A 13,121-nucleotide genomic window follows, 5' to 3' on the forward strand; every position below is an offset into this window, starting at 1 on the left:
ATTCATGTTAAAAATCGCTTCGCATAATATGCGCTGGTTCCTCGTGTTACTTGTTATCGTGCTATTTGTCGGGCAGGCGGCTGAGGCTCAGTATCATTATTTTGGACGGAATAAGGTGCAGTACACAGACCTGGATTGGCATGTCCTCCAGACTGAACACTTTAATATTTACTTTTATCCCGGCATGCGCGAGGTCGCGGAAATCGGAGCGGCCAAGGCCGAAAGCAGCTACACCGAGCTCTCTGCGAAATTTGATCACACCCTGACCAAACGCGTACCTCTGATTTTCTATAGTTCGCATTTGTTGTTTCAGCAGACGAATATTACGCCGGGCTTTATCCCGGAAGGCGTCGGTGGATTTTTTGAATTCATCAAGGGGCGTGTGGTGGTGCCGAGTAACGGCTCCATGCACCAATTCAGACGGGTCATTGAGCACGAGCTGATCCATGTTTTCCTGATGAGTAAGGTGAATCGCATTATGAAAGACAGGGGGATGTACTCTCATTCGGGGCCTCCACTCTGGTTCGTGGAGGGGCTGTCCGAATATTGGTCAACTGAAAACCTGGATCCCCAGTCCAAGATGATCCTCAGAGATGCTATCCTGAATAATTATTACGTGCCCCTCACGCAAATTTATCGAATCCGGGGCTCATACCTGATGTATAAGGAGGGAGAAAGCGCCCTCACCTATATCACCGAGAGATATGGTGAGGATAAACTACTCCGCATCATCGAAAACATCTGGCGGTACGAAAATTTTAACGAGGTCATCGAATTTGTCCTGGGCGAACCCATTGAAAAGGTAAGCCGCCAGTGGCATTTTTGGCTGAAGCAGAAGATTTATCCACTGCTGGAAGATGAATCATTGCCACAACCAACCACCGAAATGATCACCGAAACCGGCGTGAATATGAGTCCCGCCACGTATGAACTGGACGGAAAAAGCCGGGTGGCCTTCGTCTCAAACCGCACCGGCTATACCAATATATATTCCAAGCCTGTTGGGGGCAGAGGTGAGAAAAAGTCGAAACTTTTAGTGGAAGGCGAGCGCAGCCAGCAGTACGAAGCTTTCCATTTTATGGATTCCGAATTATCGGTATCATCGGACAATATTATGGCGTTTGTCACCAAGAGCGGGGAACAGGATGCGCTCCATCTCTGGGAACTTGAAAAAGAAGAGCGGGTAGAGTCTATCCGGTTTCCGAATATTGTCGGCATCTCCGCACCGCATTGGAGTAAGTCCGGCGAGCGTATCGTTTTCTCTGGTATGGCGTTCTCCGGATTGGTTGACCTGTATATATACGATCTTGAGTCCGGCCAGTTGGTCCGGCTCATGAAGGATTTTTACAACGACCGATCGCCAGTGTTCAGCCCGGATGGGGAGTATGTTTATTTCAGTTCCGACCGGACGGAATACGGAGACGCAGGATACTCTGACATCTTTCGGTTTGACCTCTCTAACGGCGATATCGAGTATGTGACGCATGAGCGGTCGCGGGACGGCAATCCGGCTATTTCACCGGACGGATCCCGGCTGGCATTCATCTCCGACCGGGGCGGCACCAACAATATCTGGCTCCTGGATCTCCGCGGCGATACCGCTACTGATTCCATCAAATACGAGGTGGAGCAACTCACGAACTTTGCCACTGCCGCGCTGCATCCGGACTGGCTGAACGATTCTACCCTGGTGTGCACGGCGTTTGACGAATATCAGTTTCAGCTACATTTGGTTGAAGCGGAGATAAAACAACGGAATCGGATCGTTCAGTCCGCACCTCTGAACAATTTCTGGAATTATCCGCGGTTTTCTACCAGAGATTCTACCCGGGTCAGAGAGTATTCCCGGAAATACTCTCTGGATATCGCGGCAAGCCAGATTTCCAACGATCCCATTTTCGGGACTTCCGGTGGTGGGCAGATAGCCTTCTCTGACATCATGGGCAACCATCGCTGGGAGGTACTGGTATATAATACGGCCCAGTCATCCGCGGATTTTTGGGAGCGGTTCAACGTATTGATTTCAAAATTTAACTTATCCCAGCGCGCGAACTTCGGGTACGGGATCTTTCACTTTAATAATCTGTATTATACTCCCAGGGAAGGGTATTACAACGAGCGCAGGTACGGCGGAATGTTTATGCTCCGGTACCCGTTTAGCCAATTTCGCCGGGTGGAAGCGTCGTTCACCATCAATCGCTCGGAAAAGGATAAATTTACCTCACGCGGTCCGCGCGAAGCCATCCTAACGTCTAACTTTATCAGCTATGTTAAAGATAATTCCATCTGGGGACCGACTGGGCCCATGGATGGGCACCGGTTTTTAGTCCGGGCTGGCTTTACCAACGATATTCGGTTCAATAACGTAAATTATTACACGCTGATTGGCGACTACCGCCATTATTTCCGGCTGACGCAACGGTCGAGCTATGCCGTCCGCCTGATGGCGCTCCGGAGCGACGGGTATGAAGCCCAGCGATTTTACATTGGCGGCAGCTGGACACTCCGCGGATATCCCCGGTTTCGAATCTGGGGCAAGAGCGTGGCGCTCTGGAATAACGAACTGCGGTTCCCATTGATTGACCAAATCGGTATCCAGTTTCCCTTCGGCGGAATCGGTTTCCGGCAGTTGCGCGGGGCGCTATTTTTTGATGCCGGCAATGCCTGGGAGAATGAATTCAATGGTCTGCGAGGTAGTTTTGGTATCGGATTCCGGATTAACCTCGGTGGCATGTTGGTTTTACGCTATGATATTGGTCGTCGGACGGATTTCGAGAGCATCAGCAATGATACATTCTATCAATTCTTTTTTGGATGGGACTACTGATGAGAGTTTATTTTTCCATAATGTTATTGGCTAGCCTGGTTCTCGCAACGTGTACAAGTCCCATTTATCTTTCCGATGTTCAGCCCAGCTCGCCGGAATCCCCGGCATTCCACAGTAATAAACTCGACAAGACCAGATTGCGGGATATGTCTATTGGCGATCCGGTAATACTGGATCCTGTTACCACTGCCTGGCTATCCACCCGAGGTGAAATTTTTGTACTGGATCACAAAAAACAGAAAGTGATATCGCACTATGAGGGAAAGGAGGGCATTACTAGCTTCACCCATCGGAGCACTTCCTTCTACTGGATTGAGGAAGAAAAGGAGCAAAATTTAGTCCGGTACGATTTTGAACAAGTGGAAACCTTATGGCGGGCACCAGCGCCGGAATCGACAACCCAGCCCTTGATAGTGGATACAATGGTCGTGGTTGCCGGGATCCATGGAACCATTGGGGCCTATTCCATCGAAACCGGGAAAGAAATTTGGAAAATTAGTGTGGAAGATCGGATCTATCTCAATCCGCTCCAGTATGGGCAGTCTATTTTGTTAATAGGCGATTCGGGGGTAATTTTTGCACTGAACAGTTCCGATGGCTCCATCGAGTGGAAGAAAAATACCGGCGAATCATTTCAGGTTGCTTCCATCTCCGGAGACGTACTTTATTGCGGTACTCTGGACGGGGCAATGACCCGGTTCCGGATACCGGATAGGGAATTTTCCTGGAGAGTTCAAACAAAGTACCCGGTCAGAAATGCGCCCTTCATTGATAATGAACGGGTGTACTGGGTGAATGCCGGCGGAGAGGTATACCAGATTGATAAAACGGGTGGCGCCGCAGACCAATTGATTTCTCTGGAAACACCGGTCTCCGGAAAACCGGCCCGTACAGAACAAGGATTACTATTTGCCGGGATGGACGGTACCCTGTACCATGTGAACTACAGCGATGGCGGCTTTCTTGATACCCTCAAATTTTCCGGGCGGCTGCGTTGTACCCCGTTTTTCATGAATGATAAGTGGTATGTTACGATGGAGGACTACTGGCTTTATGCGTTGGAATAAACTTGTCATCCTGGGTGCCGCGTTGATTGTGGTTGGAACGCTGGGGCGACCGGAGATCACCGCAGGGCAGCATCTCTGGAATATTACCAGTGATGGTGACACGCTCCGGTATGTGAACATCTTTGGCCAGCAGCCCGATTCGTTGAATCGTTTTCCGCAATATTTGACGGAGCAGGAGTATCTTGCTCTTTTACGCCGACCGGTGTTCTCGAGGGACAGTATCGCTTTTGCGCCGGACGTACGGGAGTTCCTGAAAGCTGCGCAGGTTACCTATCACAACCCGCAACAGTTAGCGCCACAATACGAGAATATCTGGCAGCCGGTGCTGGCGTTGACGCTCACCGGTACCGCAAGCGCCTATTTCAAATTACAGGCGAACAGTGCCTATGCGCGATATCAGGAATCGATTGATCGCGCTACTATCCGCAAGTATTACAATCGTACCCGGAAATACGATTCCTACTCGGCAATTTCTTTTGTACTTTTACAGGCGAGCTTTGGATGGCTTTCATATAAACTTTTATGGTGACAATGGCTGACGAAACCTACCGACAACGAGATTCCGAGACTGAAGCGGAGACCGATTTTAGTGAAAGTGGTGGCATGACATTTCTGGAGCACCTGGAAGAACTCCGATGGCGTCTCATCAAGATTCTCATCGGTATTGTCGCGGTAGGTATTGTTGCGTATATTTTTTCCGATCAAATTCTGGCATTTTTGATCTATCCGACCAAAGATTTAAAAACCCCGTTTGACCTTCAGATCCTCAAAGTACCCGACATGCTGATGGTCAAGATAAAGATCGGGCTGTTTACCGGCGTTATCGGCGCACTCCCGATTATCGCGTACCAGATATGGAAGTTTATTGCACCCGGTTTGCTGCCCAAGGAGAAACAGTACGTTCCGACGACAGTGTTTGTTATTACGATCTGCTTTTTGATTGGAGGGGCGTTTGGATATTTTGCCCTGCTTCCGGTGGCCCTGGAATTCTTAACCGGCCTCGGGTTGATTCAGATCCAGAACAATTTTGCCCTGGATGCCTATGTCAGTTTTGTCACTCGCATCATTTTTATCACCGGACTCATTTTTGAACTCCCGGTCCTGTCGTTTTTCCTCACGAAGATCGGCCTGGTCACACCCGCGGTATTACGTCATATCCGGAAATACGCGGTGGTATTGACTTTCGTACTCGCCGCTTTTATCACACCGCCTGATCCGGCAAGTATGGTTCTCATGGGAGTTCCGATTCTGCTTCTGTACGAGATAAGTATTCTCGTCTCATTCCTGGCACTCTCGAAAGAGACCAGGCAGGCCCTAAACCAGGCCAGGAAACAGAGGAAGAAAGCCCGAAAGCAGGCTAAAAAGCAACGGAAAAACCAGAACAAATAGTATACTAATGCCCGGATATGTCGGGAACGGTGTGAAATGGTTTCTAATCCCGGCACGGTAATCGATAGCTTGAACGTCTTTCAAGTCCCCAGGGGCGAATGTCTTTCGCCTACCTCGTTAGTCGTGGGGTGCCAGAGACAATCAAATCCGGCTACCAGTCTAGCCAGAGACAGGGGCGGTATTTTGGGGCGGGTTTATTTTGTATCAACGGTCGGTATAGATGAAGCGATTAATCAGTGTTCTATCGATTTCCAGGGACGGGAAAACACCAGACAAGCAGCGCTTGAACTGTGAGAAGTACCCCACCTGTTAAGGTGGGGGTATCTATTTATTGGATCTCCGAACTATTCATTTGGATGTATAATAAAAAGGTGCCACTACCTGAACACTTGAACACCTGAACACCTGAACACCTGAACACCTGAACACCTGAACACCTGAACACCTGAACACTTTAATACTGTAGTATCCCTTGCAAACTGATTCCAAAAATTGCTAAATTATTTCTCTATTAAACCAGATTCAGAGTGAGACCACCTATGGATGTTCTCTTTCTTTCCCGCTTGCAGTTTGCCCTGACCATCGGTTTTCATTACATCTATCCCCCCATGAGTATCGGACTTGGTGTGATCCTGGTCATCATGGAGGGGATGTACATGAAAACGGGGCTTCAGAAGTATCACAACATGACCAAATTCTGGGTGAAGATCTTTGGGCTCATCTTCGCAATTGGCGTTGCCACCGGCATCGTAATGGAATTTGAGTTCGGCACCAACTGGGCGGTGTACTCAAGGTATGTAGGGGATGTGTTCGGGAGTGCTTTAGCTGCCGAGGGGGTGTTTGCCTTTTTTCTCGAATCCGGATTCCTGGCCATCCTGTTATTCGGGTGGGACAAGGTGAGCAAAACCATGCACTTTATCTCGACAGTGTTAGTCGCATTCGGCGCGCATTTCAGCGCTGTTTGGATTGTGGTGGCTAATTCCTGGCAGCAGACACCGGCCGGCTTTCACATTGTCGGTACCGGTATGGATGCCCGCGCAGAAATTACTGATTTCTGGGCAATGGTTTTTAATCCGTCTTCCATGGACAGACTCTGGCATGTGCTCATGGGATCCTGGCAGGCCGGTGCCTGGTTGGTGATCAGTGTGAGTGCCTTTTATCTCATAAAGAAAAAGCATAAGGATTTCGCGCGGTCTTCGATCAAAATTGCGTTGAGTGTGGCGCTGGTAGCCTCTCTGCTTCAGCTCTGGTCGGGACATTCCAGTGCCATTGGCGTCAGTGAAACCCAGCCGGCAAAGATGGCTGCCATGGAAGGACATTATGGGGAATCCGCCCCTGCACCAATGTACCTGTTTGGATGGGTGAATGATAACCAGCAGGAAGTAAAGTTTGGACTGGAAATTCCGGGAATGTTGAGCTGGCTCATTACAGGTGATGCCAACACACCGATCCAGGGCCTTCGATCCTTTTCGCCGGAAAACAGGCCGCCAGTGAATATCGTCTTTCAGTCGTACCATCTGATGGTAGCAATCGGTATGACACTGATTCTCCTGAGCATCCTCGGCATATTTTACTGGTGGCGGGATGACCTCTTTGAGCACAAATGGCTTCTCTGGATTTTTGTATTTGCCGTATTGTTACCCCATATCGCGAACCAGGTTGGGTGGATAGCGGCAGAGGTTGGCCGGCAGCCGTGGATAGTCTATGGGCTGTTGAGGACGTCAGAGGGGATATCCGAAGCGGTCACCGCCAACATGGTGATGGGATCGCTGGTAATGTTTACGCTGATTTATTTGCTGCTGTTCGCCGTGTTTGTTTATCTCCTCAACGAAAAAATTCAGCATGGCCCGGATGCGGTAGAAGAAGAATCGGTCATTTCTGGACACAGGGCATAGGATACGATAATGGATTTGAATATTATTTGGTTTATTTTGGTCGGAATATTATTCGCAGGTTATGCCATGCTGGATGGGTTTGACCTGGGCATCGGTGCGCTGCATCTGTTTACGAAATCCGATAAAGAGCGACGGCTGATGATTAACTCCATCGGTCCGGTATGGGACGGGAATGAGGTGTGGCTGGTGACCGGTGGTGGGGCATTGTTTGCCGCTTTTCCCGAAGCCTATGCTACTGTATTCTCCGGGTTTTATATCGCGTTTATGGCATTCCTGCTCGCACTGATTTTCCGGGCGGTTGCCATTGAATTCCGGAGTAAGCAGCCCATGAAATGGTGGCGACAGATGTGGGATAGGGGATTTGCGTTTGGCAGTGTGCTGGCAGCATTTCTCCTGGGCGTTGCTATGGGGAATATCGCCTACGGAATCCCGCTCACCGAAAATCATGTCTTCGCCGGTTCGTTCTTTGATTTAATACGGCCGTATACCGTATTTACCGGGATCACCACCGTCGCCCTGTTTATGATGCACGGTGCAATTTATGGTGTCCTGAAAACCGAAGGGGAGCTCCACGATAAACTCCGGAGCTGGGTACAGAATACCATTGTTTTTTTCATCCTGAGTTATGCCGTTACGACAATATATACCTTATTATATGTCCCGCAGATGACAGCGCTGATAGAACAACATCCAATGCTGTTTGTTGTGCCGCTCATTACCGTATTAGCGATTGCGAATATTCCCAGAGAATACACGAAGAATAATGATTTCCGTGCATTCCTGAGTTCCATCGCAGCAGTACTATCGCTACTGGCATTATTCGGGTTGGGGATATATCCGAACATGGTGTACTCATTTCCAAACCCGGAGCACAGTCTGACTATCTACAATGCGGCGTCCTCACAGAAAACACTAAAGATAATGCTCATCATTGCATCCATAGGTATGCCGCTGGTGATCGGCTACACATCAAGTATTTATTATATATTCCGGGGAAAGGTTAAGATAACCGAAGAAAGTTATTAGAGAGAAAACTACGGACGTAGTTTAAGAGGGTAGTTCTGATTACTTGATTAGTCCGAAACCAACTTTCTTGTAGATTTTCGCACTATTAATTCCGGACGCAGCAATAATTTCTGCGGGGGCAGTTGTTCGGACGCCTCGATTGCATCAATGAGTAATTCCGCGGCTTTTTGGCCCAATTCTATCTTGGGCGTATGGATCGTCGTAAGTGGAATTGGGAACCGTTTGGCAAATTCAATATCATCATCGCCGATCACGGATACGTCTCCTGGAACGTCGATGCCTAATTCAGTCAATGCAGCAATAGCCCCCAATGCGATAAGGTCGTTATAACATACGATGGCCGTGGGATATTCATCGGTAGGAAGATCCCGGAAGTAGGACATGGCGGTTTCGTATCCGCCCTCCAGCCGGGAGCCCGAGGAGACGAGCACCTTATCCTCCTGGAAGACGAGAGAACTTTCGCTGTAAGCTTCACGAACGCCACGAATTCGATCCATAGTGTGCGAAGTATATTCCGGCCCGGAAAAGTGGATGATTTTCGAGTGGCCGGAGTCGATAAGATATTTTACTGCACTTTTAGTTGAAGACACGTGATCGATATCTACGACCGAAGCATGGATTCCCTGCACTTTTTCCAGGAGAACAAAAGGATAATTCAAGCTCTGGAGCTGGAACAGGTGGGAAAATTCTGCATCAGGATCGCTCAGTGACGGCGCAATAATCACTCCGTTCACGTCTTTGTTCGTCAGCTGATCGATGATAACCTTTTCCTGCCGGAAATTTCCCTCGGAACTGGTGACGAATACTGTATAACCCTTGGATTTGGCATATTGACGGATGCCAGAGACGACATCGGTATAATACGGGTTATCCAGCTCTTTAACTACCACACCAATGCAGGGGAACGAGCGTTCGCGTTTCAGGTTTCTGGCTGTGCCCCGTGGGCGATAGTTTAATTCGTTCATCGCCTCAATAACCGTATCACGGGTAATCTGAGTTACGCCCGGTTTATTATTAATAACATTGGAAACCGTCGCTGTAGATACTCCGGCACGCTTGGCGACGTCGCTTATCGTTGTGTTGGCCATAATATTCTATCCCGTATTCAGTATACCACTATGTTAAAACAGCATAATTGTGTTCAGTAAAAGTCTGCCATTAGGATTTCAGGCAGGAATGAAGTGTCAGGAGAAATTGTTCCAAAACACCGGCTGAAATTAACATGGAATGTATTTTATTGCAAAGTTTCATTCCGAAATATCTTGAATTAACCTGTAGTTCATATTACCTTTTTATTAACCAATTTATTAACAATAAAATCGGTTTAATTTAATATAGTAATACTGTTGAGCGGACGCCAGCAGATTTTACCTGAGTCGTCGACAGTATACTGGTTACTAGAAGATGGCATAAGGCTCCTATATTGCCACCCTTCATGCACCTGAGCCGAGCTTACGGATAATCCGGGATCCAACTGCCCGGTGAATTAATAAGCTTCTTATTTTAACAAGACGCCTAGGTGAATAATCCGTTTCTATTTCTCTAACATGACATTAATTAAGTGAAGGAGGGACCGCACATGAGTACATCAACACAGCGTCGGAATTTTTGGGCAATCCTGTTTATCGTGGTATTGGCGCTTGCGCTGATTCCCGGAACGCAATTATTTGCGGCAGAGGGTGAAGCCACGCTGGTTGTGGACGCACAGAAAGAGCTCGAAACGATTAATAAGAACATTTACGGCCATTTTGCCGAACATCTCGGGTATTGTATTTATAAGGGGTTCTGGGTTGGGGAGGATAGCGACATCCCAAACACCCGCGGGATAAGGAATGATGTCGTCGATGCGCTGAAAAGGGCGCAGGTTCCCGTATTGCGGTGGCCCGGCGGCTGTTTTGCCGACACCTATCATTGGAAGGATGGAATAGGTCCCAGGGATGAACGGCCAACCCGCGTCAACATGTTCTGGGGGAATGTACTCGAAACGAACGCATTTGGCACACACGAATTCATGGATCTGTGCGAACAGTTAAACACGGAACCGTATATGGCCGGGAATGTCGGCTCGGGTTCCCCCCAAGAGATGAACGAATGGGTGGAATACATGACGTATCCGGGCGAGAGCACGCTGGCGAATATGCGCCGGGCAAACGGTCAGGATGATCCATGGAATATTACCTACTGGGGCGTTGGCAATGAAAACTGGGGCTGCGGTGGTGAAATGACGGCTGGATATTATGCCGACCTGTATAAGAGATTTGCTACCTACCTTCGTGACTATGGGGAGAGCAATTTGTACCTGATCGCCGGCGGACCCGGTGGGCGCGATGCGGACTGGCTGGAAGTCCTGATGCGCGAAGCCGGCAACGAGATGGACGGGATCTCCATGCATTACTATACGGTGCCAAACACCTGAAGCAACAAGGGCTCTTCAACGGATTTCAAGGAAGATGAATGGTTCATCACCCTCCGGAAAGCGCTGGTTATGGAAGACATCCTGCAGGAATACGTCGAAATTATGGACCGGTACGATCCTGATAACGAGGTTGGGCTGATGGTTGACGAGTGGGGAACCTGGTACGATCCGCTTCCCGGGACAAATCCAGCCTTTTTGCGCCAGCAAAATACCCTGCGGGATGCATTGGTCGCCGCGGCAACACTGAATATCTTTAATGATTATGCGCGGCGCGTTAAAATGGCAAACATCGCTCAGACAGTAAACGTGCTCCAGGCGATGATCCTGACAGACGGTGAAGATATGGTGCTGACACCGACTTACCACGCGTTTGAGATGATGAAGGTACACCAGGATGCGAAATTGCTGGATATTGCACTGGAGACCCCGGAATATTCCTATGAAGACGAAGAAATCCCGCAGGTGAGTGTGTCTGTCTCAAAAGGCAGTAACGGGCAGATCAATATGTCCTTCTGCAATTTTGATCCGAATAACAGCGTCACTGTCTCGTGCCTGGTGAAAAATGCCAACGTTCGAAATATCAACGGTCGTGTGCTCACCGCAGATAAAATTAACACGCACAATACCTTTGATTCACCTGAGAATATTAAGCCAACATCATTCAGTGACTATGAAACAACGAATGGTGGGCTTGATGTGACCTTACCATCGAAATCTGTCGTGGTGCTTACGGTGAAATAATCACAGCACCAAAAATACCAGGGTTATACAGGGAAACAGCATTTTTAAACAAAAACTAATCAGATTGACAGGAGTGAAATTATGCGTACGCGCTATTTATACGTTGGGTTAATTCTCAGCATGGTATTGTTTCTGCTGGGATGTGCCAACCAGCCGACCCTCACCATTTCTGAAGAAAACTGGGGAGCCTTGGACGACGGCCGTCCAGTCTCACTGTTTACTTTGACTAATCAGGAGGGAGTCACCGCACAGATCACAAATTATGGCGGTACGCTCGTCTCAGTTAAGTGGGCGGACAAAAATGGAGAGGTAGAAGACGTCTTGTTAGGTCACCGCACATTGGAGGGCTACCTCGAGGACAATCCGTATTTCGGCGGCATTATCGGTCGATATGCAAATCGGATAGATGAAGGGCAGTTTGCTCTGGATGGTGAATCGTACCAACTCGCAACAAATGACGGACCGAATCACTTACATGGCGGGGACAAAGGTTTTGATAAGGTCGTATGGGATGCCCAGACGTTTCAGGAAGCCGACAGCGTTGGTGTACGGCTTCGGTATGTCAGTGCGGATGGTGAAGAGAATTATCCCGGAGAAGTGACTGTGGAAGTGACGTACTCCCTGAATTCGAATGATGAACTCCGTCTGGATTATGCGGCAACGACTGATGAGAAAACCATAATTAATCTTACCAGCCATCCCTATTGGAATTTGGCAGGGCAGGGTGCCGAGCCGGTTCTTGACCATATTATGATGATTAATGCAGACCATTTTACTCCGATCGACGAAACTTTGATTCCGACCGGTAAAATTCGGAGCGTAGAAGGGACGCCCTTCGACTTTACAGAACCAACCAAAATCGGGAAACGGATCGATGCCGATAATCAGCAAATCGAATACGGCAATGGTTATGACCATAACTGGGTATTAAATCAGGACGAACCAGGTGAAATGGTCCTGGCATGCAGAATTTCTGAAGAAGAGTCAGGGCGGATATTGGAGGTCATGACCACCGAGCCCGGTCTGCAGTTTTACTCAGGGAACTTCCTTGATGGCAGTATAACCGGAAAAGACGGGGAAATGTACGAATACAGAGAAGCGGTTGTTGTCGAAGCCCAACATTTTCCGGATTCCCCGAATCATCCGAACTTTCCATCCACCGTTCTGAATCCGGGGGAAGAGTATAGCCAGACGACGATCTATAAATTCATTACTGAGTAAGCCCGGTTAACAGAGTGAAATATACATATCCTGTCACCGGTTTTGGTACCATCGGAAAGCGGTGACAGGATATGTTTACCGTCCAGCGGTATCCTGGAGAAAATCTAAAATCGGACGTACATTAATGCTTGATTTATGCGAATCCCTGTATTATCTTTGTCTAAACCAATTTAAACATCATTTAAACGGTTTAAATGGTTCAAAGCGAAAGGCTTCTAGCACAATTTTTTAATTGTCCGCTATAGCTGAATAGCGTGACGAAAAAACGCCCTACCTTTATTGAATGCGAGACACACTTTACATAGCGTGGAAATTACAATTAATGGGAGACCCATACTGTCTTCCATGATTGTTTCCGGAGGTGCATTCTGCACAAAAGGATTCATATTACATTATTATGGATCTTTTGCCGGTTGTAGGACTGATAGAAATAGATAACAAGCCTTGCTGGTAAATCTGTTTACATCAGTTTAATAGGCTAAGCCAAAAAGCCGAACACAGATTAAAATTGAGGCTTTGATTATCTCTCGGAGATTAAG

General features: G+C 48.2%; 8 protein-coding genes and 1 pseudogene. 8 read left to right on the forward strand and 1 reads right to left on the reverse strand.

The annotated features are described in order from the left end of the window. Positions 1–4 precede the first annotated feature (4 nt). The 6 genes from K9N57_00995 to cydB all read left to right on the forward strand — a co-directional run bounded on the left by K9N57_00995 (position 5) and on the right by cydB (position 8,204). The gene (locus K9N57_00995) at positions 5–2,827 is read left to right on the forward strand and encodes a BamA/TamA family outer membrane protein (GenBank protein MCF7802745.1); all 2,823 of its coding nucleotides are present in this window, start codon (positions 5–7) and stop codon (positions 2,825–2,827) included. Beyond that, positions 2,827–3,894 carry a PQQ-binding-like beta-propeller repeat protein gene (locus tag K9N57_01000; GenBank protein MCF7802746.1) on the forward strand — a complete coding sequence of 356 codons (1,068 nt, stop codon included), beginning with the start codon at positions 2,827–2,829 and terminating at the stop codon, positions 3,892–3,894. The genes K9N57_00995 and K9N57_01000 overlap by 1 nt, the downstream gene beginning before the upstream one ends. Next, positions 3,881–4,423 (forward strand): hypothetical protein, encoded by a 543-nt coding sequence (locus K9N57_01005; protein MCF7802747.1) that lies wholly within the window; start codon positions 3,881–3,883, stop codon positions 4,421–4,423. The genes K9N57_01000 and K9N57_01005 overlap by 14 nt, the downstream gene beginning before the upstream one ends. Positions 4,424–4,425: 2 nt before the next feature. Next, entirely contained in the window at positions 4,426–5,283 is an 858-nt protein-coding gene (gene tatC / locus K9N57_01010; protein MCF7802748.1) for a twin-arginine translocase subunit TatC, read from the forward strand. 539 nt (positions 5,284–5,822) lie between these two features. Then, positions 5,823–7,178: a cytochrome ubiquinol oxidase subunit I gene (locus K9N57_01015; GenBank protein ID MCF7802749.1), complete on the forward strand. Its 1,356-nt coding sequence runs from the start codon at positions 5,823–5,825 to the stop codon at positions 7,176–7,178. A gap of 9 nt (positions 7,179–7,187) precedes the next feature. Then, entirely contained in the window at positions 7,188–8,204 is a 1,017-nt protein-coding gene (gene cydB / locus K9N57_01020) for a cytochrome d ubiquinol oxidase subunit II (protein ID MCF7802750.1), read from the forward strand. 47 nt (positions 8,205–8,251) lie between these two features. Here cydB and K9N57_01025 read toward each other — a convergent pair whose 3' ends face one another. Continuing rightward, a complete protein-coding gene (locus K9N57_01025; GenBank protein MCF7802751.1) occupies positions 8,252–9,292 on the reverse strand; it encodes a LacI family transcriptional regulator in 1,041 nt (346 codons plus the stop codon). 491 nt (positions 9,293–9,783) lie between these two features. On the opposite strand from K9N57_01025, the pseudogene K9N57_01030 reads away from it, so the two are divergent. Continuing rightward, a pseudogene (locus K9N57_01030) lies at positions 9,784–11,361 on the forward strand (alpha-N-arabinofuranosidase). 81 nt (positions 11,362–11,442) lie between these two features. Next, positions 11,443–12,582 (forward strand): galactose mutarotase, encoded by a 1,140-nt coding sequence (locus K9N57_01035; GenBank protein MCF7802752.1) that lies wholly within the window; start codon positions 11,443–11,445, stop codon positions 12,580–12,582. Positions 12,583–13,121: the final 539 nt, after the last annotated feature.

It is taken from the genome of Candidatus Neomarinimicrobiota bacterium (assembly GCA_021734025.1).
Lineage (GTDB): Bacteria > Fidelibacterota > JAANXI01 > JAANXI01 > JAANXI01 > JAANXI01.

Bases quoted from the DNA above. Each gene is read 5' to 3' on its own strand.
- K9N57_01000 (MCF7802746.1), top strand. From the start codon at position 2,827: ATGAGAGTTTATTTTTCCATAATGTTATTGGCTAGCCTGGTTCTCGCA.
- K9N57_01035 (MCF7802752.1), top strand. From the start codon at position 11,443: ATGCGTACGCGCTATTTATACGTTGGGTTAATTCTCAGCATGGTATTG.
- K9N57_01015 (MCF7802749.1), top strand. From the start codon at position 5,823: ATGGATGTTCTCTTTCTTTCCCGCTTGCAGTTTGCCCTGACCATCGGT.
- cydB (MCF7802750.1), top strand. From the start codon at position 7,188: ATGGATTTGAATATTATTTGGTTTATTTTGGTCGGAATATTATTCGCA.
- tatC (MCF7802748.1), top strand. From the start codon at position 4,426: ATGGCTGACGAAACCTACCGACAACGAGATTCCGAGACTGAAGCGGAG.
- K9N57_01025 (MCF7802751.1), bottom strand. From the start codon at position 9,292: ATGGCCAACACAACGATAAGCGACGTCGCCAAGCGTGCCGGAGTATCT.
- K9N57_00995 (MCF7802745.1), top strand. From the start codon at position 5: ATGTTAAAAATCGCTTCGCATAATATGCGCTGGTTCCTCGTGTTACTT.
- K9N57_01005 (MCF7802747.1), top strand. From the start codon at position 3,881: ATGCGTTGGAATAAACTTGTCATCCTGGGTGCCGCGTTGATTGTGGTT.